Source organism: Micromonospora sp. NPDC000207, from assembly GCF_040300925.1.
GTDB lineage: Bacteria > Actinomycetota > Actinomycetes > Mycobacteriales > Micromonosporaceae > Micromonospora.
Genome location: NZ_JBEPEQ010000012.1, coordinates 25,694 through 49,409, shown reverse-complemented (window position 1 = coordinate 49,409; position 23,716 = coordinate 25,694). Strand labels below are relative to the sequence as shown.

Genomic DNA, 23,716 nt, shown 5'->3' with positions numbered 1-23,716 from the left:
ACCGGTTCAGTCGTCGGTGCCGTCGGATCCTCCGGAACGTTCCTCGAAGTACGCCTCCACCCGTTCGGCGGTGGCGGGGCGGGCCAACGCGTAGCCCTGCCCGTAGCGGCACCCGGAACGCCGCGCGTCGCCCACCTGTTCCATCGACTCCAACCCCTCGGCGACCACTGTCAGGCCGAGGCGGTCACCCAGGCCGACCAGGACGTCGAGGAGGGTCTGGTCGGCCCCGTCCGGATCCGGGCTGATCTTCAACAGGTCGAGGGGGAGCCGACGCAGGTTACTCAACGAGGCGTGCTCGGTGCGGAAGTCGTCCAACGCGGTCTGCACCCCGATCGCCCGTAGCTCCCCCAGGCGGGCGGCCACGGCACCCTCGTCGCCGGGCAGCTGCGGCTCGGAGATCTCCACGAGCAGCCGGTCGGCGGGCAGGCCGTACTCGGCCAGGACCGCGCAGAGGTGCCTGACGAACTCCGGGGCCAGCAACTCCTCGGAGGTGACGTTGACCGCCACCCAGAGCGTGGCCCCCGTCGCCGTCCAGTCGGCGAGCTGTCGGCAGGCCCGGGTGAGCACCCAACGGCCGAGCTCACCCATCAGCCCCCGGGTCTGCGCCACCGGCAGCAACTCCCCGGGCAGCACCGTACCCAACTCGGGGCTGCGCCAGCGCACCAGCGCCTCCACCCCCACCGGCGACCGGTCGGTGAGGTCGAGGACGGGTTGGTAGACCAGGTCCAGTTCGCCCCGGGCCGCCGCCCCGGGCAACCCCCGCTCCAGCTCCAGCCGGCGCAGGAGTTGCTGTTCGAGTTCCTCGTCGTACCACTCGATGCGGTCCCGACCGAGTTGCGCGGCCCGACGGCGGGCCAGGTCGGCCTGGCGCAGGACGCCGTCCGGATCCCCGCCGTCGATCTCGGCGAGCCCGATGCTGTGCTGCAACCGGACCTCGGGACCGGCGTCGCCCTGGTCGGCCGGTTCGGGATCCAGCCGGTACGGCTCGCTCAGGGCCGTCAACATCCGGGTGGCCAGAGCGTACGCGGGCACCGGCCCGACCGGGGTGAGGACCGCGAACTCGTCACCGGTCAGTCGGGCTACCAGGTCCTGGGGACCGGCGGCGGTACGCAGCCGACGGGCCGCCTCGATCAACACCCCGTCACCGGCCGCCCGACCCTGGCCGTCGTTGACCCCGCTGAGCCCGTGCAGTTCCACGATGAGCAGCGCCCCGACGGGCTGTGGCCCGGTCGGCCACGACGTCCCGGGCGGCCGAGGGCGGATCGGCCGGGCTTCGGGTTCCCCGGTCGCCTCGGTCCACTCGGTAGGCAGGTTCCCCTGGTGCAGCTCGGCGACGGCCCCCAACAACGCACACCGGTTGGCCACCCCGGTCAGCTGGTCGGTGACGGCGAGTTGCAGGACCCGCTGCTCCAGTCGACGGCAGTCCCCCACGTCTCGTACGTGCAGGACCAGCGCACCCAGTTCGGGCACGCTGCGCTGGTCGCTGACTGTCGACTCGGTCTCCCGCCAGCCACCCCGACCGTCGGTGAGGCGGGCCATCAGCAGACCCCCGTCGTTCTCGCCCTCGACCGAGGCGAGCCGGGCGGCAACCCGCGCCACGTCGTCGGGGTGGACCAGGTCCCGCAGCAGCCGCCCGACGACGGCGGTGTCGGCGAGGCCGAACAGCCGCGGACCGGCCGGGGACTGCCAGATCACCCGCTGGTCGGCGTCGAGGAGCAGGACGAGGTCCCGTCCACCGGCCACCAGGGCGTGCACCCGGGCGGTCCCCTCGGCCCGGTCGGTGCCCTGCCGACACCGGTCGGCGGTGCGGATCAACTCCCGGAGCACGAGCGGGGGCACGACGGCCAGCCCGAAGAAGTAGACCGTCGGTTCGATCGCCTCCACTGTGGCGAAGTAGTGGCCTCCGACGGTCAGGACCACCACCGCCGGGACGACGGCGCGGACCCGCGTCCGGTCCGGGGCGAGGGTGCCCGCCGAGCCGGCGTCGGTCGCCTGCCGGACCCCGACCGAGGTCACCACCGCCCCGACCAGCAGCGCCGCCATCGCCACCACCGGCGACCGGTCGGCCTCCGGCGCGGCCAGGGTGGCCACCAGGACGACCTGCCCGAGCAGGGTCAGCAGCGCCCCGCCCCGACAGGTGGCGGCGAAGCGCGGGTACCGGCCGGTCAGCACGGTCAGTGCCGACACGGCGAGCAGACCGGCGACGACGGCTGCGGGCAACCGGACCGGCTGCGGCACCCCGTCGGGTAACAGCACCCAGACCGTGAAGCAGAGTCCGACCGAGGCCACCGACGGTTCGGCCAGGGTTCGGACCCACTCCGGCCACTGTGGGTCGGTCCTGCCGGGCAGCAGGTGCAGTCCCGCCCCGAACAGACCGGCGGAGACCGCCAGGCCGAGCGTCGCGGCGACGGCCCGGTGCTGCACCGGGACGAGGGCGGTCAGGACGGCTGTCGAACCGGCCGCCAGGACGGCGGCGTCGAGCAGGACCGCCGGGCGGTACACCCCTGACGGTCGGCCGAGGCGCAGGACGGCCGAGGCAGCGGCCAGGATCCCGCCGAGCGCGACCGCCACCGGCACGGGGACCAGGGCGGCGGTCCCGGCGACGACGACGAGGAGCCCGCCGCTGAGTACGACGAGATCGGCCGAGGGTCGGGAGGTCGGGAGGGTACGCAGCACGCGGGTGGAGAGCAGCACAGGCACTGTCGCCTTCGTGGAGGGGGCACGGGGCGGGGCGGTGTGGGACCGCCACTGATCGGCCGAACGACCCGATCCGTCGCGGGTTACGCCCCGAGCGCGACGAATGCCGTGATGCACGTCACTGTCGACGGGGGTTCCGGGGGAACCGCCGCCCGACTCAGGCCGGATCGGGGCCGGGTGGGACCATCGGGGGGTGAGTCGTTTCGACACTGTCCACTTCCGGCACAGCCAGGCCATGGTGGCCGCCGCAGGCGTGGCGACGATCGGGGCGCTGCCCCTGGCCTGCGCCCACTGGTACCTGTCCCCGGTCCTGCTGGTGCCGCTCGCCGTGGTGCTGTGGGGCTGGCGGGCCGGCACCCACGCCGATGCCCGGGAGCTGCGCCTACAGGGTCTCGTCGGGCGGCGCAGGATCGCCTGGGACCGGGTGGCCGAACTCTTCCCCGACCAACGCGGCCGGGGCGCGGTACGCCTCGACGACGGCACCGTGTTCGCGCTGCCCGCCGTCCGCGGCGTCGACCTGCCCAGACTGGTGGCGGTCACCGACCCGCCCACCGCCGAGGAGGAGACTCCGGCGGCCGAGCGCAGCGACCCCGCCCCCGACGAGGGGACCGACGGGAAGCCTCCCGCTCAGTAGCCCCCGACCACCTCGTTGACCAACGGTTCCCCGGCGGAGAAGCGCCGTACCTGAGCCCCCACCAGCTTGTACGCCCGAGGCAGCAGCCCGCGTACCGAACCGGCCACGTGCGGCGTCAACAGGACGTTCGGCAGTTCCCAGAGCGGATGGTCGGCGGGCAGCGGCTCCGGGTCGGTGACGTCCAGCGCCGCCGAGATCCGCCCGGTGGTCAGCTCGGCCACCAGGGCGTCGGTCCGGGCCACCGGCCCCCGGGCGGCGTTGACCACCAGCGCCCCGTCCGGCAGCGCGGCGAGGAACGCCTCGTCGACCAGGCCCCGGGTCTGCGGGGTCAACGGCACGATCACCACCACCACGTCGGCGGAGGGCAGCAGGGCGGGCAGCTCGTCGACACCGTGGACCCCCTGGTCGGGGCGGGCCGTCCGGGCGACCAGGGTGAAGGTGACCTCGAAGGGGGCCAGCCGGGCCTGGACCGCCGCGCCGATCGACCCGGCACCCACGATCAGGACCCGTTTGCCGGCCAGCTCGTCGGTCGGGGTGACCTCGTCGTACGCCCACTGTCGGCCGGCCTGCGCGCGGGCCAGGGCCGGGAAGGCGCGCAGCTGGGACAGGATGGCGGCGACCACCCACTCGGCGGTGCCCGAGTCGTGGACCCCCCGGGCGTCGCAGAGGGTCACCCCGTCGGGAACTCTCCCCACCCAGGCGTCGGCACCGGCCGAGAGCAGCTGCACCGCCGCCAGGTCGGGCAGGCGCGCCAACACCGCCGAGGCCGCGTCGCCGCTGAGGAAGGGCGGCACCCAGAACCGGACCCCTGTCGGGTCGGACGGGAGCTCACGGGGGTCGTCGAACACCTCGACGGTGATCCCCTCCGGCAGGTCACCGAGGAGGTCACGGCCGGCGGGGTGGGGAATCCAGACCTTCACGTCAGCCGACGATAGTCCGCCCCGCCGGGTCCCGCCGGGCGGATGCCCGGCGACTAGGCTGGGGCGGGTGATGGCCCGTACCCCGTCGTACCTCCGCACCGGTCGGCTCCGCGCTGCTGCCGTGGCCTCCTGCGCGGTGTTGGTGCTCGCGGGTTGCAGCTTCGGCGAGCCGGAGCCGGACCCGGCCGGTCAGCCGCCCAACCTGCCCACCCCGTCGGCGAGCGCCGACCCGGGTGGGGGCGAGACGCAGGTGGTGGCGACCGTCCTGGCCAAGGGGCTGCGGGTGCCGTGGGCGATCGCCTTCCTGCCCGACGGCGGCGCGCTGGTCACCGAACGCGACAGCGGACGCATCCTCCAGGTCGGCCCGGAGTCGGGGCCGGAGGGGCTGACCGTGTCGGTGGTGCAGACCGTCGCGGACGTCGCCCCGGGGGGCGAGGGAGGGCTGCACGGCATCGCCGTCTCTCCCGACTACCAGCGGGACCGGACGGTCTTCGTGTACTACACCACCGAACGGGACAACCGGATCGCCCGGATGGAGCTCGGGGGCCGACCCGCCCCGATCCTCACCGGCATCCCCAAGGCCAACATCCACAACGGCGGCGGCCTCGGCTTCGGACCGGACGGTCACCTCTACGCCAGCACCGGGGACGCCGGTGACCGGGCGCTGTCGCAGGACCGCGACAGCCTCGGCGGGAAGATCCTGCGGATCACCCGGGACGGCAAGCCGGCACCGGGCAACCCCCGGGCAGATTCGCCGGTCTGGTCCCTGGGGCACCGCAACGTGCAGGGCTTCGGCTGGGACGCCGGGAAGCGGATGTTCGCCGTCGAGTTCGGTCAGAACACCTGGGACGAGATCAACCAGATCACCAGGAACGGCAACTACGGCTGGCCCACGGTCGAGGGCCGCTCCGACGACGACAGGTACGCCGACCCGATCGTGCAGTGGCCCACCGGGGAGGCGTCCTGCTCCGGTCTCGCCGTCACCGAACAGCTGCTCGCCACGGCCTGCCTGCGCGGGGAACGGGTCTGGCTGGTGGAGACGACCGAGGCGGGAACCGTCCTCGGCCAGCCCCGTGAGGTGCTCACCGGCCGGTACGGGCGCCTCCGGGCGGCCGTCGCCGCCCCGGACGGCTCGATCTGGGTGAGCACCTCGAACCACGACGGGCGGGGCGAACCGGCCCCCGAGGACGACCGGATCCTGCGACTGGTCCTCGCCGACGGTGGGGCCGGACGCAGTTGACGACCCGGTACGTCCGGTGGGGCGAAGAAGACGTCCGAGGCGACGGGGTGCCAGGCGGGCCAGTGGGACCACCGGGACCGGTGAGACGGATTCGTCGGAACCGGTGACGCCGGTTTGCCAAGATCTTTCAACGGGCAGGTCAGAATCTCATCATGGACGGCCAGGGGAACGACAAGGACAGGACCCGGGACACCGATGCCCGGAACACGACGGGCTTCCGTCGGTGGATACCACGATCGGGCCGGACCGACCGGCCGGACGGGCTGACATCGGACCGACGCCGTCGGCTGCGCCGACTGGGCGTGGCCCTGGCCGTGGTCGCCGTGGCCCTCACCGGAGTGTTCCTCGGCACCCTGGCCGGCGGGCAGGTCAGGACCGACATCGGCCCGTTCCGGGCCGAGCTGAGCCTGACCCCGTCGACAGCCGGGGGCACCAGCGTCGACATCCCCCCGCTCGGCTCCCTGCTGCTGGACAGCCACAGCGGCCCCACCCACCTCACAGTCGAGCTGGGGTCGCTGGACCAGACCCGGACCCAGGCACTCATCGACGACCCGGCAAGCATCGCCCGGGCCAGCCAGTCCGCCGTCGACGACGTCCGCGACGGCGTCGTCCGGCTCGGCCTGCGTACGGTGGCCGCTGTCGTCCTGGTCACCCTGATCCTGGCCTTCCTGATCTTCCGGGACACCCGGCGGACCGCAGCGGCGGGAGCGCTGGCGTTGGCTGTCGCCGCCGGCAGCCTCGGCACCGCCGCGCTCACCCTCCGACCGCAGTCGATCGAGGAGCCACGGTACGAGGGACTGCTCGTCAACGCTCCGGCGATCGTCGGTGACGCCCGCAAGATCGCCAACGACTACACCAAGTACGCCGAGCAGCTCAAGCGGCTCGTCGGCAACGTCAGCCAGCTCTACACCACGGTCTCCGCCCTTCCCGTGTACGAGCCGGAGCCCGGTACCACCCGGGTCCTGCACGTCTCGGACATGCACCTCAACCCGACCGGCTGGCAGCTCATCCGGACCGTCGTCGAGCAGTTCAGCGTCGACGTGGTGATCGACACCGGGGACATCACCGACTGGGGCAGCGAGCCGGAGGCCAACTACGTCGGCTCCATCGCCCTGTTGGAGAAGCCGTACGTCTACATCCGGGGCAACCACGACTCGGGGCGTACGTCGGCGGCGGTGGCCCGGCAGCCCAACGCCATCGTCCTGGACAACTCGGCCACCACAGTGGCCGGACTGACCATCGCCGGGATCGGGGACCCCCGTTTCACCCCGGACAAGAGCACCGCCCCGGCCGCCGGTGGCCTGACCGGCTCCGGCGCCAACGAGCTGATCGACAACGGCGAACAGCTCGCCCAGACGGTCCGCAACTCCCCCCGACCCGTGGACATCGCCCTGATCCACGACCCGGCCGCAGCCGGCCCCCTGTCGGGCACCTGCCCCCTGGTGCTGGCCGGTCACACCCACAACCGCCAGGTGTCGATGCTGCCGGAGGTGCCCGGGGAGCAGCCCACCACGCTGATGGTCCAGGGGTCCACCGGCGGGGCCGGGCTGCGCGGGCTGGAAGGCGAGGAACCCACCCCGCTGAGCATGTCGGTGCTCTACTTCGACGACGAGAAGAAGCTGCAGGCGTACGACGACATCACCGTCGGCGGCACCGGCCAGGCGCAGGTCAACCTGGAACGACGCGTTGTCCAGCCCACCGACCCGGGGGCCAACCTGCCGGTCACCCCCACGCCCACCCGCAGCCCCGAACCGGCCACCCCGACGGCGACCCCGCCGACCCCCACCACGCCCACCCCCAGCGTCCCAACCCCCACCCCCACCAGCTGACTCCCGGTGTGACCCGGGCCTGCGGCCCGGGTCACACCGGAGGTCACCCCCAAATCTTGATCGCGGATCACACCGGAGGTCACCCCCAAATCTTGATCGCGGATCACACCGGAGGTCACCCCCAGATCTTGATCGCGGATCACGCCGGGGGTCACCCGGAGATCTTGGAAGCGGGTGGCCCCTATAGGGGCCGAAACCTTCCAAGGTCCGGTGGGGACCGAAAGGTGCCACTGTCGGGGGAGAGCAGACGTGGCTCGGCCCCCGGTCCGGTGGACCGGGGGCCGACTACCGAGGGCCGACTACCGAGGGCCGACTACCGAGGGCCGACTGCCGACTACCGAGGGCCGACTATCTGGGGCCGACTGCCGACGGCGGTAGGGACGTCGGGTGGGTCAGCTCGCGCCGAGGCGGGACAGGATCAGCTCGCGTACGGTCTTGGCGTCGGCCTGCCCACGGGTGGTCTTCATGACCGCCCCGACCAGGGCTCCGGCCGCGGCGACCTTTCCGCTGCGGATCTTGTCGGCGACGTCCGGGTTGGCGGTGATCGCCTCGTCCACGGCGGCGGTGAGGGCACCGGTGTCGGAGACGACCTCCAGACCCCGGTTGGTCATGATCTGGGTCGGCGTACCCTCGCCGGCCACCACGCCCTCAAGGACCGTCCGGGCCAGCTTGTCGTTGAGCTTCCCCGCGTCGACCAGGCCCTGAAGCTCGGCGACCTGTCCCGGGGTGGCCCCGACGTCGGCCAGCTCGACACCCGCCTCGTTGGCCCGCCGCGACAGTTCACCGAGCCACCACTTGCGGGCGGCGGCCGGGGTGGCCCCGGCGGCGATGGTGGCCTCGATCAGCTCGACCGCACCGGCGTTCAACACCGACTGCATGTCCTGGTCCGACAGGCCCCAGTCCTGCTGCAACCGGCGGCGGTGCAGTCGGGGCAGCTCAGGCAGGGCGGCCTTCAGCTCGGCCACCCAGGCGGTGTCCGGGGCGAGCGGAACCAGGTCCGGCTCCGGGAAGTACCTGTAGTCGGTGGCGGTCTCCTTCGACCGGCCCGAGGTGGTGTCCCCGCTGTCCTCGTGGAAGTGCCGGGTCTCCTGGGTGATCCGGCCGCCCGCGTCGAGCACCGACGCCTGGCGGAGCATCTCGGAGCGGACCGCCCGCTCCACCGAACGCAGCGAGTTGACGTTCTTGGTCTCGGTCCGGGTGCCCCACTCCTGGCCGGGCAGGTTGAGGGAGGTGTTGACGTCGCAGCGCAGCGACCCCTCCTCCATCCGTACGTCGGAGACGCCGAGCGAACGCAGAACGTCACGCAGCTCGGTGACGTACGCGCGGGCGACCTCCGGGGCCAGCTCGGCGGTGCCGGGGATCGGCTTGGTGACGATCTCCACGAGCGGGATGCCGGCCCGGTTGTAGTCGACGAGCGACTCGGTCGCCCCGTGGATCCGCCCGGTGGCCCCGCCGACGTGCAGCGTCTTGCCGGTGTCCTCCTCCAGGTGCACCCGCTCGATGCCGATGCGGACCGTCTCGCCGTTCACCTCGACGTCCAGGTACCCGTCGACGCAGAGCGGCTCGTCGTACTGGCTGATCTGGAAGTTCTTCGGCATGTCCGGGTAGAAGTAGTTCTTCCGGGCGAACCGGCACCACTGGGCGATGGAGCAGTTCAGGGCGAGCCCGATCCGGATCGTCGCCTCGATCGCCGCCTTGTTGGCCACCGGCAGCGAGCCGGGCAGCCCCAGGCATACCGGGCAGACCCGGGTGTTGGGCTCCCCACCGAAGTCGGTCGGGCAGCCACAGAACATCTTCGTGTTCGTGCCCAGCTCGACGTGGGTCTCCAGGCCGATCACCGGCTCGTAGCGCGCGACGACGTCGTCGTACGCGGGCAGTGTCGTGGTCATGGCGACGCTCCAGGCGCGATCCGGACAGAACCGTTCCAGCCTAATGGGGTTCCCACCCCACGCCACCGCCGGGTTTCCCGACCACGCCGACTCGTCGGAGTGACCGCTCCCAGGCCGGGGTACGAATCGACGCATGGCGAATCCCAACGATCCCACACCGACCGGCGGGAGGCCCCGATCCGGAACCGTCGGCTGGCTCGGCGTGGTCGTCGTGGCGCTGTTCCTGGTCGGCATCCTGCCTGTCCTGGCCAGCTTCCACTTCAGCGCGGAGGACCACCAGGACCTTCACAGGCTACTGGTCGCCCTGGGGATCAGTCTGGTGCCGGCGGCGATCGGCGCTGCGGTGGCCCTCGTCCTGCACCGGCACACCCGACGGGACGGGCGAGCGTCGTCCAGCGCGCACCGGCTGGTGCGGCAGGCGCTCCGCGACGGAGGCACCAACGATCCTCGGATCGACGCACTCGCCCGCCGGGAGGCCGCCGGAGTGGCCCGACAGCACTGGCTCGTCTGGCTGCAACTCGCCATGGTGGCTCTCCAAGTCGGCCTGATCCACCTCAGCACGAGAGGTTCCACCCAGATCATCGGGGCGGCTGTCGCCGTGGCCCTGCTCGTCGCGGCCGGGGCGCAGCGGCGCGCCGTCGTCCGTGCCCGCCGATACCTGACCGACCGGCCCCAGCCGGACCCCCGTTGATCCGCAGGATCGTGGCGGTCACCGCATCGCTCATGATCGTTGGCTGTTCACCGACACGACACGCCGGGCAAGGTGTCCCTCAACAGCTAACGATCATGAGAACTAAGGTGTCGGGCGGTACTGGACGGCTCCGCATCCCGAGCACCGGCGTGAGGCTGGGCTGGGAGCGGTCGGTCAGCTCTTGAGACTGGTGGCGAAGGTCGACCAAGCGTACGCGGTGAACCTCAGAACCGGCCCGGACGGATCCTTGCTGTCCCGTACCGCCACCACACCAGGAAGATCGTCAGCGACCTCCACACAGTTGCCGCCGTTGGTGCCGCTTCGGCTGGACGTACGCCACCGGGCGTTGGTCAGCTCCATGACTGCGCCACTTCCTTGATCAGGTCGAGGGAAAGTCGCCGAGGAAGTGCGCTACGGGCGCACGTCTCCCAGATCGATTCGAGGGTAACAACCTCGGTTCGAGCACCGATGGTCTCTGATCTGACCTGACTGTCCACGTGTCCGAAGACCAGACCGTCCGGGAGGTTGGCCAGGATGAACCCACCCTGTAGACCCGAGTACAGGCCGGCGTCCTCCGGAACCACGTAGATCTTCACGTTCGGCAGCCCTGCTGCGGCGATCAGGTGATCCACCTGCTCCCGCATCAGGTCCCGATCACCGTCGACAGTGCGCCTCAGCACCGCCTCGTCAAGCATGACCACGACGTTCGGCGGCTGATCCCGGTTGAGGATGGCCTGCCGATCGATCCGGGACCTCACTCGCTGCTCGATCTGGCTGGCATCCAACTCTCCGGCCCGCAGCGTCGCCCTCGCGTACGCCTCGGTCTGAAGGAGACCCGGCACGAACACCGGTTCGTACCAGCGGAGGGAGACTGCCTGTTCCTCGACGGTGATCCATTCGCGGAGCCAGACCGGGGTCTGGTCCAGGGGTGGGAGCCGGTCGAGGAGTCGGGTGAAGAGGCCGCCGGTCTCCATGGTCCGGTCGATGGCGCGGACGTACTCGGCTGTCGGCGGGCGGGTGCCGCTCTCGACAGCACTGACGTGCGTTCCGCTGTAACTGATCATCCGGCCGAACTCTTCCTGATTGAGTCCCCGGGACGACCGGCACCGGCGCAGTTCGTCGATGAGTACCGCTGTGGCGTTCATGCCCCACCTCTCGCCCCGAGCCTTCCGGACTCACCTCGACCCGACTTCACTCACCATTCGAGCCCTCTTGGTGACGTTCCGTCACCAAGAGAAGACAGCGAGCATACACCGTCGGACGTCGATGCGAGTCATGCCCGGCCGTGCTCGGGACGCCGGGACGGGGGCGGTCGGCTACAGCACCCCGACGGGCGATCGGCTACAGCACCCCCGACTCGGCCGTCGACGTCGACAAGCAGCACTCCGACGCGGGCGGACGGCTCGGCCGTCGACGGGCGAGAAGGGGGCGGGATGCCGACGCATCCCGCCCCCGTTTTCGTGTCTAGAGTGCCGGTGGGGTGAGGGTGCCGACGACCGACTCCAGGGCGGCGGCGACCCGGTACATCCGGTCGTCGGCCATGGTCGGGGCCATCACCTGGAGGCCGACAGGCAGGCCCTCGGAGAGCCCGCACGGCACCGAGATGCCGGGTCCGCCGTACAGGTTGGCCGGGATCGTGTAGAGGTCGGCCAGGTACATCTGGTACGGGTCGGTGGTCCGGGCACCGAGGGGGAACGCCACCGACGGGGTGGTCGGCGAGATCAGCGCGTCGACCTGCTCGAAGGCGGCGGTGAAGTCCCGGGTGATCAGCGTACGGACCTTCTGGGCCTGACCGTAGTAGGCGTCGTAGTAGCCCGAGGAGAGGGCGTACGTGCCGATCATGATCCGTCGCTTGACCTCGGGGCCGAATCCGGCCTCCCGGGTCAGCGACATGACCTCCTCCAGCGACCGGTTGCCGTCGTCGCCGACCCGCAGGCCGAACCGGACCCCGTCGAACCGGGCAAGGTTGGAGGAGCACTCGCTCGGGGCGATGAGGTAGTACGCGGGCAGCGCGTAGGTGAAGTGCGGGCAGGACACCTCGACGATCTCGGCACCCAGTTTGGCCAGGGCGTCCACCGACTCGCGGAACGCCGCCAGGACACCCGGCTCGGCCCCGTCCCCGGAGAACTCGGTGACCACGCCGAGCCTCACCCCGGTCAGGTCCCCTGTCGCGCCGAGCTTCGCCGCCGCCACCACGTCCGGCACGGGGGCCGGGATGCTGGTGGAGTCACGCGGGTCGTGACCGGCGATGACCTGGTGCAGGAGGGCGGCGTCGAGCACCGTACGGGCGCAGGGGCCGGGGGTGTCGAGGGAGGAGGAGAACGCCACCAGGCCGTACCGGGAGGTGCCACCGTAGGTGGGCTTCGCGCCGACGGTGCCGGTGACCGCGCCGGGCTGCCGGATCGAGCCGCCGGTGTCCGAGCCGATGGAGAGCGGGGCCTCGTACGCGGCCAGCGCCGCCGCGCTGCCGCCACCCGAGCCGCCGGGGATCCGGTCGGTGTCCCACGGGTTGCGGGTCGGCCCGTAGGCGGAGTACTCGGTGGAGGACCCCATCGCGAACTCGTCCATGTTGGTCTTGCCGAGCATCACGGTGCCCGCCTCGGCGAGCCGCTGGACGATCGTGGCGTCGTACGGCGGGCGCCAGCCTTCCAGGATCTTCGACCCGACGGTGGTCGGTATCCCCTTGGTGGTCAGGACGTCCTTGACGGCGACCGGGACACCCGCCAGCGGGCCGAGGGGCTCACCGGCGGCCCGGCGGTCGTCGACGGCGCGGGCGGCGGCCAGCGCGCCGGCGGTGTCGACGTGGAGAAAGGCGTTGACCTGCCCGTCGACTGCGGCGATCCGGTCCAGGTGCGCCTGGGTCACCTCGACGGCGCTGGTCTGCCCGTCGGCCACCAGGGCGGCCAGTTCGACGGCGGTGAGCCGGGTCAGGTCACTCATGAAGCCACATCCTCGTCCAGGATCCGGGGTACCCGGAAGCGCTGCTGCTCGGCGTCGGGCGCACCCGCCAACGCCTCGGCCGGCGTCAGGCCCGGGGTGACGACGTCGTCGCGCAGGACGTTCGTCAGCGGTACGGAGTGGGATGTCGGCGGGATGTCCGCCGCGGCGACCTCGCCGACCTGCGCGACCGCCTGGAGGATCACGTCGAGCTGACCGGCGAGGGTGTCCAGCTCCTCCTCCGTCACGGCGAGCCGCGACAGTCGCGCCAGGTGCGCGACCTCCTCGCGGGAGATGGCGGCCATCGGTGCCCCCTTCGTGGCTGTCCTGCTACGTCCGCTGTCTGTACCGCGCGGTCGGTGGGGATGACGTGCGGTGACCGGAGCGAGTCTATTGTCCGGCCGGTACGTCCCGCCGTCGGCTCCCCCTCTCCGCCGGCCGACAGTCCGCCCCGGGCCCACCTCGGCCGCCGACGCCCCGCGCCCCTCGGTGGCCCGGAAGGGGTCAGCGGGCGTGCCGACGGGGGACCTCGGCGTCGGTCCCGACGGTCGGTCGCAGCGGGCGGTAGCGGGCCAGCCAGGTGGTGAGCTCCTCGGCGGGCATCGGCCGGGCGTGGAACCACCCCTGGGCGACGTCGCAGCCGGCGGCGTGCAGCAGCCGCCAGGTCCGCTCGTCCTCGACCCCCTCGGCCACCACCCGCAGGCCCAACGCCCCGGCGAGGTCGATCATCGACCTGACTATCGACGCGTCGTCGGCGTCGTCGGCCATGCCGAGTACGAAGGAGCGGTCCACCTTCACCTCGGACAGCGGCAGCCGCCGCAGGTGTTGCAGGGAGGAGTACCCGGTGCCGAAGTCGTCGAGGGAGATGGCCACCCCGGTCCGGTGCAGCCGGGTGATGGTGTCCAGGACCCGACGCGGGTCGGCCATCAGGGCGCCCTCGGTGATCTCCACCTGGAGCCGGTCGGGCCGGATGCCGTACCGGGTCAGCCGGTCGGCGACCTGGTCGGCGATCTCGCCGCTGTGCAGGTCCCGGACGCTGACGTTGAGAGCGGCCCGCAGGTCGGTCCCGGCGGCGGACCACTTGGCGAGCTGTTCCAGCACGTCGTCGACGACCCGGCGGGTGAGCAGCCGCATCACGGCGGTCTGTTCGGCCACCCGGATCAGCTCCTCGGGGTTGACCATGCCCCGTCGGGGGTGCCGCCAGCGCAGCAGCGCCTCGACGCCGACCACCTCCCCGGAGTCGATGGCGACCTGCGGCTGGTAGTACATGGTGATCTCCCCGACGTCGGGGTCACCGCGCCCGGCCGTCGGGGCGACCACCGACGGGGTGGCGGTGCCCTCCGGTGCCGCCGGGGCGTCGGCTGTCTCACCGGCCCGCCGACGGACCGGGTCGGCGCCGGTGAGGATCCGGTTCAGCAGTTCGTCGGAGTCGTCGAGCGGGGGGCGGGGTCGACGGCGGCGCAGCCGCCACCACGGTCCGCCCTCCGGCCGTGCCGGGTCGGGGTCGGCGGCCAGCCTGGTGGGCAGGGCGGCACCGTCGCCGCCCCGCACGGTCCGCCCGGACGGCGGCCCCGCCTCCAGTACGCGTCGAAGGTCGGCCAGGAGGGCGAGCCGCTCGGCGGAGTTGTGGTCGGACTCGGGGGCGTACACGGCGATGGTGTCGTCGCGGTGCTTCGCGTCGTACATGGCGACGTCGGCGTGGCGCATCAGGGTGGCGTAGTCCTCGCCGTGTTCGGGGAAGAGCGCGATGCCTATCGACCCGCCGGCGTCGAGCAGGAGCCCGTCCATCGACACCGGCTCGGCCAGCGCGGTGACCACCCGTTCGGCCAGTTCACGGGCCTGATCTACGCCGGTGAGGCCGGTGGCGACGATGGCGAACTCGTCCCCGCCGAGCCGGGCCACCAGGTCCTGTCCGTCGAGGACCCCGACCAGTCTGGCGGTCACCTCGACGAGCAGCCGGTCCCCCACTGCGTGGCCGAGGGCGTCGTTGACGTTCTTGAACCGGTCCAGGTCGATCAGGAGCAGGGCCAGGTGGGCGTCCGGCTCGTCGCGGGCGACCCGCTCGGCGTGCACGTGGACCTGCTCGGCCACCTCGGCGAGGAGGGCCTTGCGGTTGGGCAGCCCGGTCAGCGGGTCGAGCGCGGCGACGTGTTCCTGCTCGGTGGAGAGCCGGGCCATCCGGTAGACGGCGAAGAGCGGGACCAGCACCAGGGGGACCAGGGCGGCGCTGGCCCGGGCGGCGGTGACCAGGACCGGGGCGAGCAGCAGCAGGGAACCGGTGGCGAGCAGTTCGAACGGGAGCCCCTGCCGGGCCCGGGACCACCACCGCCCGCCGAACCGCAGCCGCAGTGCCGTGCTGACCAGTCCGTAGTTGACGGCGAACCAGACTCCGGTCGCTGCGGCGACCGACACCACGTCGGTCCACCCCAGTGCTCCACCGGCGAAGAAGGCACCCGGTCCGGCCCGCAGGACCAGGTGGGCGGCGGCCAGGGCGCAGGCGTACTGGGCGACGTTGAAGCAGGTGCGCCAGGGCGCGTGTCCCATCCGTACCCCGCAGACGAGCACCGCCACGGCCTGCACCGCCACCGCCGGTCCCAGTCCCCAGCCGAGCAGGATGGCGAAGGTGAAGCAGGTCGAGGGGAAGACCGCGAAGGTACGCCGGCGGCCGGGGGGCACGAACGGCCGGGCGTCGCAGACCACCGCCAGCACCGCCATGATCCAGAACGCGGTGGGCAGGTCGGGCAGGAGGGCCGGCAGGTCGACGAGGGCTCCGACGGTGGCCACCGCTGCCAGCAGGCCGGTGCCGGCGAGGAGACCGACGAACGGCGCGGCTGCCCAGGGCAGGGAGTTGCGCGGGTCGACGGCCTCCATCGCACCTCCCGGGCAGCACCTACGGACCGGACGAGTAACCGTCCTGTCACTATGAAACGCCCTGGCTGTGGTACTTACCGAGACGACATACACGAATCGGTCGGAGTCGTAATTAAGTTGGTATACGCGACGACGCCCCGAGTGGGGCGTCGTCGGGATCTCACCCCTCGATCCGGGCCACCTCCCGGGCCGCATCCGGACCGGAGTCGAGCAGGACCTGGAAACCCGCCTCGTCGAGGATCGGGACCTTGAGGGTGGCCGCCTTGTCGGCCTTGGAACCGGGGTTGTCGCCGACCACCACGAAACCGGTCTTCTTGGACACCGACCCGGTCACCTTGCCTCCGCGCTTCTGGATCGCCTCGGCCGCCTGGTCCCGGCTGAACCCGTTCAGGGTGCCGGTGACCACCACAGTCAGCCCTTCCAACGGTCGGGGTCCCTCGTCGCCGCCCTCCTCCACCATCCGAACGCCCGCCTCGGCCCACTTGCGGACCACCTCGCGGTGCCAGTCGACGGCGAACCACTCCCTGATGCTCACCGCGATGGTCGGGCCGACGCCGTCCACGGAGGAGAGTTCGGCCTCACCTGCCTGCTCGATCGCCTCCATCGACCGAAAGTGCCGGGCCAGGGCCTGTGCGGCGGTCGGCCCGACGTGCCTGATGGAGAGTGCGACGATCACCCGCCACAGGTCGCGCTCCCTGGCGACGGCGAGATTGTCCAGCAGCTTGGTGGCGTTGCTGCCCAGACTGCCGTCCTTGTTGACGAAGAACTCCGAGCGGGCCAGCTGCCCGGCGTCGAGGGTGAACAGGTCCCCCTCGTCGGTGATGACCTGCGCGTCCAGCAGGGCGGACGCCCCCTTGTAGCCGAGCACCTCGATGTCGAAGGCACCCCGCCCGGCGAGGTGGAAGACCCGCTCTCGCAGCTGGGCGGGGCAGGACCGGCTGTTGGGGCAGCGGATGTCGACGTCCGCCTCCTTCGCCGGGGCCAGCGGGGTCCCACACGCCGGGCAGGTGGTCGGCATGACGAACGGGCGGGCGTCGGCCGGGCGCAGCTCCACCACCGGGCCGAGCACCTCCGGGATCACGTCCCCGGCCTTGCGCAGGACCACGGTGTCGCCGATCAGGACGCCCTTGCGTTCCACCTCGCGGGCGTTGTGCAGGGTCGCCAGGGCCACCGTGGAGCCCGCCACCCGGACCGGTTCCAGGACGGCGAAGGGGGTGACCCGGCCGGTCCGGCCGACGTTGACGTCGATGTCGAGGAGCTTGGTGTTTACCTCCTCCGGGGGGTACTTGAAGGCGATCGCCCAGCGTGGTGCCCGACTGGTGGAGCCGAGTCGGCCCTGGATGGAGACCGGGTCGACCTTCACCACCACCCCGTCGATCTCGTGCTCGACGTCGTGCCGGTGCTGGGCGTAGTGGGCGATGTACTCGGCCACCCCGGTCAGGTCGGGGACCACCCGGGACCGGTCGCTGACGGGCAACCCCCACGCCCGCAGCGCCGCGTACGACTCGGACTGGGTCCGGGGTTGGAAGCCGCGCCGGGCGCCGATGCCGTGCACCACAAGGCGCAACGGCCGGGACGCGGTGACCCGGGGGTCCTTCTGACGCAGGCTGCCGGCGGCGGCGTTGCGGGGGTTGGCGAACGGTGCCTTGCCCTGCTCGACCAGGGTGGCGTTCAGGTCGGCGAAGGCGGCCACCGGGAAGTAGATCTCCCCCCGGACCTCGACGAACTCCGGCACCTCGGCGAACTCGGCGGACGCGGTGAGCCGGGCCGGTACGTCCCGGATGCTGCGGACGTTGGCTGTCACGTCCTCACCTGTGCGTCCGTCCCCCCGGGTCGCCGCCCTAACCAGCCGACCCCCCTCGTAGGTCAGGTTGATCGCCAGGCCGTCGACCTTCAGCTCGCACAGGTAGGGGACCGCCCCGCCGGCGTCCCGCTCGACCCGCTCGGCCCAGGCCGCCAGCTCCTCGTCGGCGAAGGCGTTGTCCAGCGACATCATCCGCTCGGCGTGGGTGACCGGGGTGAAGTCGGTGGAGAAGGTCCCCCCGACCCGCTGGGTCGGGGAGTCCGGGGTCCGCAGCGCGGGGAACTGCTCCTCCAGCGCCTCCAGCTCGCGCAGCTGCCTGTCGAAGTCGGCGTCGGAGACGGTCGGCGCGTCGAGCACGTAGTAGCGGTACTGGTGCTCGGTGAGCTCCTGGCTCAACGTCGCGTGCCGGTCCCGGGCCAGGGGCGTCGGCTCCGCGCCGGCAGCCGCCTCCTGTGCCGCACTGACCTGCCCGCCGATGGCCTCCTCCGGCACCCCCTCGCCCTCGGACACCGAAACAACCTCGGACCCACCGCCGCCTTCGGACACCGCCGAACCTCCCGTGACTCTGCTACCCCCGCACCGTATCGGGACGGTGGGACAATAGTCCGCCACCTGCTCTTCCTGGAGCGGGCCACCCGTGGAGGGTGAACGAGCCCGGAGGTACGAATGCGTGACTGGTTGCTCTGGGCGGCGCTGATCCTGCTCGCCGTCACCGGTGGGTGGGCGTGGGACGCCTGGCGGCACGCGTCCGGTCGGCGGTCCCGTCCCGGGCGCGGCGCGGCGGGTCGTGCCGCCGGACCGAAGACCAGGGGTCGGCAGGGCTCCCGCCCGGGTAAGGCACCCCGCCCCCGGGGCACCGAACGGTCCGGCACCGGCACCGTCCGGCCGGGGGAGATCTGGTGGGCCGACGTCCCCTACGTCGACGGCACCGGTTCGAAGGTCCGCCCCTGCCTGGTGCTGGGCACGACCCGGGACCGGGCGGACGTGCTCAAGATCACGAGTCAGGACAAGAGCCACCGCGACGATCACGTGCCGATCCCCACCCGGGACTGGCATCCGCAGGCCGACCGGGACAGCTACCTCGACCTGGGGGAACCGATCCGGGTCGAGCTGGCCGCCTTCCGGGACCGCGCCGGTCGCTGCGACCCGACGCTCTGGCAGGAGGTCCGGGCCCTACCCCACCTCGCCCCGCAGACCCGAGGCTGACCCGGGCACGCAACCGGCTCGACAGGAGCGGGTACGCCGAGGGCGACCGACGGTGTGACCCCCGGAGCCGTCGCCGAGGAGCGGGTGGCCCGGTGGTCAGTCCCAGGTGTCGCCGAGGGTGGCGAGCTGGTCGGCGTACTCGATGCGGGTGGCCCACCCGGTCGGCCAGGCGGCAGTTCCACCGGCCGCCCCGAGGAACGCACCGGCCAGGGCGGCGATCGAATCGGAGTCCCCGGCGGTGGTGGCGCCCCGGGCCAGCGCCGTCACCGGGTCGTCGGCGTGCCGGATCGCGCAGTACAGCGCGGTGGCCAGTGCCTCCTCGGCGATCCACCCCTCCCCGGTGTGCCGGCACGGGTCACCGCCGTCGTCCGGCCTGGCCAACGCGTCGACCAACCGGTGCAGGGCCCCCACACACTCGTCCCAACCCCGGGCGACGAACTCCTGCGGGGAGTCCACGCCGGGGCGCTGCCACAGGTCGCCGAGCCAGTCGCCGTGGTACGTCCGCCGCTGCCCCTGCGCCCGCCCCACCAGGACCTCGGGCAGCTCCGCGACCGTGACGCCGTCGCGCAGCACCCGGACCGCGTACGCGGTCAGCTCACTGGCGGCCAGCGCGGTCGGGTGCCCGTGGGTGAGCCCGGCCTGGAGCTGGGCCAACCCGGCCAGGGTGTCCGGGTCGACGTCGAGCAAACCGACCGGGGTGACCCGCATGTTCGCCCCGCAGCCCTTGGAGTTCACCTGCGTCGCCTCCTGCCACCGCACCCCCCGGGCCAGCCCGGCGCAGGCCCGCAGGCAGGTCATGCCCGGGGCCCGGTCGTTGTCCGGGCTGACCGACCAGGCCACGAAGCGCTGCCGCAGCAGCGGCTCGACGGCCTCCGGGGTGAACTCGGGGGCGTCCCGCAGCGCCCAGGCCACCGCCAGGGCCATCTGGGTGTCGTCGGTGACCAGGGCCGGATCCCCGGTCAACTCGCGCGGACCGGCCGGACCGTACCGGTGGTGGATCTCGGCGACGGTCAGGAACTCGGTAGGCAGGCCGAGGGCGTCGCCGTAGGCGAGGCCGAAGAGCGAGCCCGTGGCGCGGCGAGGCGGGGAGGCGATCACGAAGGCATCATGCCCGCCTCCCGCAACCCACCCGGACGGCCCGGTCAGTCCCAGCAGAGGCAGAACGGGTGACCGGCCGGGTCGGCGTAGACCCGGAAGTCGTCCCCCTCGCCGGGCAGCCGCCGGGCGCCCAACGCCAGCACGGCCCGCTCCGCGCTCTCGATGTCGTCGACCGTCAGGTCCAGGTGGAACTGCTGGGGCCGCTGCGGGTCGGGCCAGTCCGGGGCGATCAGGTCGGGGGCCTGCTGGAAGGCCATCCGGGGCTGGTGGCCGCGCGGACCGCCGATGACCACCCAGTCGCCCTCGGACTCCTCCTCGACCAGGGGGAGGCCGAGCAACTCGGCGTAGAACCCGGCCAGGGCGCGCGGGTCGGGACAGTCGATCACCACGGAACGCATTCGTCCAATCATGCTCCGTATCCTGCCCACCCGGTACGACGGAAAACCCCCCGACACCTCCGTCAGGCGTCGGCGAGGCGGCGTCCGGCGTCCCGACAGGCGGCGAGCACCCCCCGGACGTACCCGTGCGGGGCACCGGCCAGGCCACAGGCCGGGGTCACCACCACCTGCGAGGCGAGGCGGCCGGCCGGGAACCCGAGGCGGTTCCAGATCCGGCGTACCCGGTCGGCCACCTCGGCGGAGGTCGGCGCGCGACCGGCCGACGGGGTGGCGGTGTCGACAGCCCCGGCCCACAACCCCAACCCGGCGTCGATCGCCTCACCCAGCGGATCCAGGTCGGTGACGAGTCCCAGGTCGAGCGCGACACCGACGGCGCCGGCCACGCGGACCACCGACAACGGCACATCCGGCGCGCAGCAGTGGACGACGGTAGGCACCCCGGCCGCCTCGATCACCGTCCGCAGCGCCACCGCCGCGTCCGCCTCCTCGACCGGCCGGTACGCCCCCAGCCCGCTCTCGGTGGGCACCCGCCCGGCGAGGACCGCCGGCAACGAGGGCTCGTCCAACTGCAACAGCACCGAGGCGCGGGGCAGCCGTCGGGTGACCGCCTCGACGTGCCCCCGTAGCCCCTCCGCCAACGAACCGGTGAGGTCACGCACCGCCCCCGGGTCGCGCAGCAGCCGCCCGCCGATCGGCAACTCCACGGAGGCCGCCATCGTGAACGGGCCGGCGGCCTGGAGTTTGATTGGCCCGGCGTACTCCTCGGCCTGCTCGGCGAGCTGGTCGAGGTCACGTTCCATGAGATCCCGGGCCCGGCGCAGGTCCCGCCCCGGCCGGGGGGCCACCCGCCACCTGGCCGCGTACAGCTCCACAGGCAGCTCGACCAGCAGGCCCCCGGTCCGGCCGATCACGTCCGCGCCCGGACCACGGGCGGGCAACTCGGGCAGGTGTGGCAGGGCGGGCAGCTCACCGAGGACGATCCGCTGCGCCTCGGCGATGTCGGTGCCGGGCAACGAACCGATGCCGGTCGCCGCACCGGGCGGCCAGGGCCAGGACTGATCAGTCACCGTCGCAGGGTATCCGCTCCCCACCGCGTACGCGCCGGCCGTCACACCGCGTACGCGGGGACGCCCCGACCGGGCGGGTCAGCCGGTGATGGTGGCCGAACCGAGCACCACGTCACCTGCCGGGTCGGGCCGGTACGCCACGATGGCCTGGCCTGCGGCGACCCCCCGGAGGGGACGACGCAACTCGGCACGCATCCCCCCGTCGGTCACCTCGACGGTGGCCGGGACGACGTCGCCGTGCGCCCGCAACTGCACCTCGCACTCGACGGGGGCCACCGGCCGCTCCCCTCCGGTCCACACCGGTCGCTCGGCGTGGACGGTGGAGACCTCCAGCGCCTCGGCCGGCCCGACGGTGACGGTGTTGGTCTTCGGGGTGATGGACAGCACGTACCGGGGGCGACCGTCAGGGGCCGGACGGTCCAGGTGCAGCCCCTTGCGCTGCCCCACCGTGTACGCGTACGCCCCCTGGTGGCTGCCGACCACAGCGCCGGTGAGGGCGTCGACGACGTCCCCCGGGGCGGCACCCAACCGGTCGGCGAGGAAACCCCTGGTGTCGCCGTCGGCGATGAAGCAGATGTCGTGCGAGTCGGGCTTGTCGGCGACGGCCAGCCCCCGTCGGGCGGCCTCGGCCCGAACCTCGGCCTTGGTGGAGTCGCCGAGCGGGAAGACCGACCGGTCGAGCTGCTCGCGGGTGAGCACCGCCAGCACGTACGACTGGTCCTTGGGCAGGTCGACGCTGCGGCGCAGCAGGCCGTCAGCGCCGAGCCGGGCGTGGTGCCCGGTGACCACCGCGTCGAACCCCAGGGCCACCGCCCGGTCCAGCACCGCCGCGAACTTGATCTTCTCGTTGCACCGCAGGCACGGGTTCGGGGTGCGCCCCGCCGCGTACTCGGCGACGAAGTCGTCGACCACGTCGGCGTGGAACCGGTCGGCCATGTCCCAGACGTAGAACGGCACACCGAGCACGTCGGCCGCGCGTCGGGCGTCCCGGGAGTCCTCCAGGGTGCAACAACCCCGCGCCCCGGTCCGGTACGTCTGGGGGTTACGCGCCAACGCCAGGTGCACCCCTGTCACGTCGTGCCCGGCCTCGACCGCGCGCGCCGCCGCCACGGCGGAGTCCACCCCACCCGACATCGCCGCCAACACCCTCACCGGCCACGCTCCCTTCCTCGGCGTCAACCCTAACCACCCCACCCGCGTTCAGCGGAGGGCGGCAGCCCGCCGGGCTCGCTCAACGGCCCCGGGAAGTGCCCCGATGAGGGCGTCGACGTCGGCGGCGGTGCTGGTGTGACCGAGGGAGAAGCGCAGCGACGAACGCGCCCGGTCGTCGGCGGCACCCATGGCGAGGAGCACGTGCGAGGGCTGGGCCACCCCGGCCGAGCAGGCCGAACCGGTCGAGCAGAAGATCCCCTGGGCGTCCAGGAGCAGCAGCAGCGCGTCCCCCTCGCAGCCCGGGAAGGAGAAGTGCGCGTTGCCGGGGAGCCGTTCGTCCGGGTCCCCGTTGTAGATCACCTCGGGTACGGCGTCCCGGACCCGCCGGACCAGGTCGTCGCGGAGGGCGGCGACCCGGGCGGCGTACTCCTGCTGGGCCTTGACCGCTGTCTCGACAGCAACCGCGAAGGCCACGATCCCCGCCGTGTCCAGGGTCCCGGAGCGGATGTCACGCTCCTGCCCCCCGCCGTGCAGCAGCGGCGTCGCCACCACGTCACGGGCCAGCAGCAACGCACCGACCCCGGTCGGCCCGCCGAGCTTGTGCCCGGTCACCGTCAGCGCGGCCACCCCACTCGCCGCGAAGTCGACGGGGACCTGCCCCACCGCCTGCACCGCGTCGGTGTGCAGCGGAACCCCGTGCTCGGCAGCGACCTCGGCCAACTCGGTCACCGGCTGCACCGTCCCGACCTCGTTGTTGGCCCACATCGCGGTGACCAGCGTGACCCGGTCGGCGTGGGCGGCGAGGTCGGCTGCCAACCGCCGGGGGTCGAGCCGTCCGGTGGCGTCGGCGGGCAGCCAGCTCACCTCGGCACCCTCGTGCTGGACCAACCAGTCGACCGCGTCCAGCACGGCGTGGTGCTCGACAGCGCTGCAGACCAGCCGGTTGCGCCCGGGGGTCGCGGCCCGCCGGGCCCAGAAGACGCCCTTGACGGCGAGGTTGTCGCTCTCGGTGCCGCCCCCCGTGAAGATCACCTCGGAGGGGCGGGCGCCCAGGACGGCCGCCACCCGCTCCCGGGACTCCTCCACCGACCGACGGGCACGACGACCGGCGGCGTGCAACGACGAGGCGTTGCCGACCTCACGGGCGGTGACGACGTACGCCTCCAGTGCCGCGTCGAGCATCGGAGTGGTAGCCGCGTGATCCAGGTATGCCATCGCCGCTCAGCTTAGCCAGCGGTGGATCCCGCCACCGGCCCCCCGCCCGACCGAACCACCAGGTCCGG

General features: G+C 72.6%; 19 protein-coding genes. 5 read left to right on the top strand and 14 right to left on the bottom strand.

Annotated features, from left to right (window positions below; translation table 11 throughout):
- Nucleotides 1-6 precede the first annotated feature (6 nt).
- Nucleotides 7-2,700 (bottom strand): EAL domain-containing protein, encoded by a 2,694-nt coding sequence (locus tag ABT336_RS05385; protein WP_350895266.1) that lies wholly within the window; start codon nucleotides 2,698-2,700, stop codon nucleotides 7-9.
- A gap of 190 nt (nucleotides 2,701-2,890) precedes the next feature.
- Between ABT336_RS05385 and ABT336_RS05380 the strand changes: the two genes are divergently transcribed.
- Entirely contained in the window at nucleotides 2,891-3,331 is a 441-nt protein-coding gene (locus tag ABT336_RS05380) for a PH domain-containing protein (RefSeq protein ID WP_350895265.1), read from the top strand.
- On the opposite strand, the gene ABT336_RS05375 is transcribed toward ABT336_RS05380, so the two are convergent.
- The gene (locus tag ABT336_RS05375) at nucleotides 3,325-4,251 is read right to left on the bottom strand and encodes a 2-hydroxyacid dehydrogenase (RefSeq protein ID WP_350895264.1); all 927 of its coding nucleotides are present in this window, start codon (nucleotides 4,249-4,251) and stop codon (nucleotides 3,325-3,327) included. The genes ABT336_RS05380 and ABT336_RS05375 overlap by 7 nt on opposite strands.
- A 70-nt stretch (nucleotides 4,252-4,321) precedes the next feature.
- Here ABT336_RS05375 and ABT336_RS05370 point away from each other — a divergent pair, with 70 nt between their 5' ends.
- Nucleotides 4,322-5,491, top strand: coding sequence for a PQQ-dependent sugar dehydrogenase (locus ABT336_RS05370; protein ID WP_350895285.1), 1,170 nt, complete (start codon nucleotides 4,322-4,324; stop codon nucleotides 5,489-5,491).
- Nucleotides 5,492-5,643: 152 nt separating this feature from the next.
- Nucleotides 5,644-7,320: a metallophosphoesterase gene (locus ABT336_RS05365; RefSeq protein WP_350895263.1), complete on the top strand. Its 1,677-nt coding sequence runs from the start codon at nucleotides 5,644-5,646 to the stop codon at nucleotides 7,318-7,320.
- 392 nt (nucleotides 7,321-7,712) lie between these two features.
- Here ABT336_RS05365 and gatB read toward each other — a convergent pair whose 3' ends face one another.
- On the bottom strand, nucleotides 7,713-9,209 hold the full coding sequence (gene gatB, locus ABT336_RS05360; protein ID WP_350895262.1) for an Asp-tRNA(Asn)/Glu-tRNA(Gln) amidotransferase subunit GatB: 1,497 nt from the start codon (nucleotides 9,207-9,209) through the stop codon (nucleotides 7,713-7,715).
- A 133-nt stretch (nucleotides 9,210-9,342) separates the two neighbouring features.
- Between gatB and ABT336_RS05355 the strand changes: the two genes are divergently transcribed.
- On the top strand, nucleotides 9,343-9,900 hold the full coding sequence (locus tag ABT336_RS05355) for a hypothetical protein (protein WP_350895261.1): 558 nt from the start codon (nucleotides 9,343-9,345) through the stop codon (nucleotides 9,898-9,900).
- Nucleotides 9,901-10,074: 174 nt separating this feature from the next.
- Here the strand turns inward: ABT336_RS05355 and ABT336_RS05350 are convergent, their stop codons facing one another.
- The 6 genes from ABT336_RS05350 to ligA all read right to left on the bottom strand — a co-directional run bounded on the left by ABT336_RS05350 (nucleotide 10,075) and on the right by ligA (nucleotide 18,004).
- Entirely contained in the window at nucleotides 10,075-10,260 is a 186-nt protein-coding gene (locus ABT336_RS05350; protein ID WP_350895260.1) for a DUF397 domain-containing protein, read from the bottom strand.
- Entirely contained in the window at nucleotides 10,251-11,045 is a 795-nt protein-coding gene (locus ABT336_RS05345) for a helix-turn-helix domain-containing protein (protein WP_350895259.1), read from the bottom strand. Before ABT336_RS05345 ends, ABT336_RS05350 begins: the two co-directional genes overlap by 10 nt.
- 319 nt (nucleotides 11,046-11,364) lie before the next feature.
- Complete coding sequence (gatA, locus tag ABT336_RS05340) at nucleotides 11,365-12,840, bottom strand: Asp-tRNA(Asn)/Glu-tRNA(Gln) amidotransferase subunit GatA (RefSeq protein WP_350895258.1); 1,476 nt, start codon at nucleotides 12,838-12,840, stop codon at nucleotides 11,365-11,367.
- Nucleotides 12,837-13,142 carry an Asp-tRNA(Asn)/Glu-tRNA(Gln) amidotransferase subunit GatC gene (gatC, locus tag ABT336_RS05335; protein WP_350895257.1) on the bottom strand — a complete coding sequence of 102 codons (306 nt, stop codon included), beginning with the start codon at nucleotides 13,140-13,142 and terminating at the stop codon, nucleotides 12,837-12,839. The genes gatA and gatC overlap by 4 nt, the downstream gene beginning before the upstream one ends.
- Before the next feature lie 199 nt (nucleotides 13,143-13,341).
- Nucleotides 13,342-15,708: a putative bifunctional diguanylate cyclase/phosphodiesterase gene (locus ABT336_RS05330; protein WP_350895256.1), complete on the bottom strand. Its 2,367-nt coding sequence runs from the start codon at nucleotides 15,706-15,708 to the stop codon at nucleotides 13,342-13,344.
- Nucleotides 15,709-15,868: 160 nt separating this feature from the next.
- The gene (gene ligA, locus ABT336_RS05325) at nucleotides 15,869-18,004 is read right to left on the bottom strand and encodes an NAD-dependent DNA ligase LigA (RefSeq protein ID WP_350895284.1); all 2,136 of its coding nucleotides are present in this window, start codon (nucleotides 18,002-18,004) and stop codon (nucleotides 15,869-15,871) included.
- 174 nt (nucleotides 18,005-18,178) lie between these two features.
- On the opposite strand from ligA, the gene ABT336_RS05320 reads away from it, so the two are divergent.
- Nucleotides 18,179-18,718 carry a type II toxin-antitoxin system PemK/MazF family toxin gene (locus ABT336_RS05320; protein WP_350895255.1) on the top strand — a complete coding sequence of 180 codons (540 nt, stop codon included), beginning with the start codon at nucleotides 18,179-18,181 and terminating at the stop codon, nucleotides 18,716-18,718.
- Between the two features lie 96 nt (nucleotides 18,719-18,814).
- On the opposite strand, the gene ABT336_RS05315 is transcribed toward ABT336_RS05320, so the two are convergent.
- The 5 genes from ABT336_RS05315 to ABT336_RS05295 form a co-directional block, all read right to left on the bottom strand.
- On the bottom strand, nucleotides 18,815-19,816 hold the full coding sequence (locus tag ABT336_RS05315; RefSeq protein WP_350895254.1) for an ADP-ribosylglycohydrolase family protein: 1,002 nt from the start codon (nucleotides 19,814-19,816) through the stop codon (nucleotides 18,815-18,817).
- A gap of 44 nt (nucleotides 19,817-19,860) precedes the next feature.
- Nucleotides 19,861-20,226 carry a VOC family protein gene (locus tag ABT336_RS05310; RefSeq protein WP_350895253.1) on the bottom strand — a complete coding sequence of 122 codons (366 nt, stop codon included), beginning with the start codon at nucleotides 20,224-20,226 and terminating at the stop codon, nucleotides 19,861-19,863.
- A 50-nt stretch (nucleotides 20,227-20,276) separates the two neighbouring features.
- Nucleotides 20,277-21,281, bottom strand: a complete 1,005-nt coding sequence (locus ABT336_RS05305) for a uroporphyrinogen decarboxylase/cobalamine-independent methonine synthase family protein (RefSeq protein ID WP_350895252.1) — start codon at nucleotides 21,279-21,281, stop codon at nucleotides 20,277-20,279.
- Nucleotides 21,282-21,359: 78 nt separating this feature from the next.
- Nucleotides 21,360-22,433, bottom strand: coding sequence for a tRNA 2-thiouridine(34) synthase MnmA (gene mnmA / locus ABT336_RS05300; protein ID WP_350895251.1), 1,074 nt, complete (start codon nucleotides 22,431-22,433; stop codon nucleotides 21,360-21,362).
- 48 nt (nucleotides 22,434-22,481) lie between these two features.
- The gene (locus tag ABT336_RS05295; RefSeq protein ID WP_350895250.1) at nucleotides 22,482-23,648 is read right to left on the bottom strand and encodes a cysteine desulfurase family protein; all 1,167 of its coding nucleotides are present in this window, start codon (nucleotides 23,646-23,648) and stop codon (nucleotides 22,482-22,484) included.
- Between the last annotated feature and the right edge of the window lie 68 nt (nucleotides 23,649-23,716).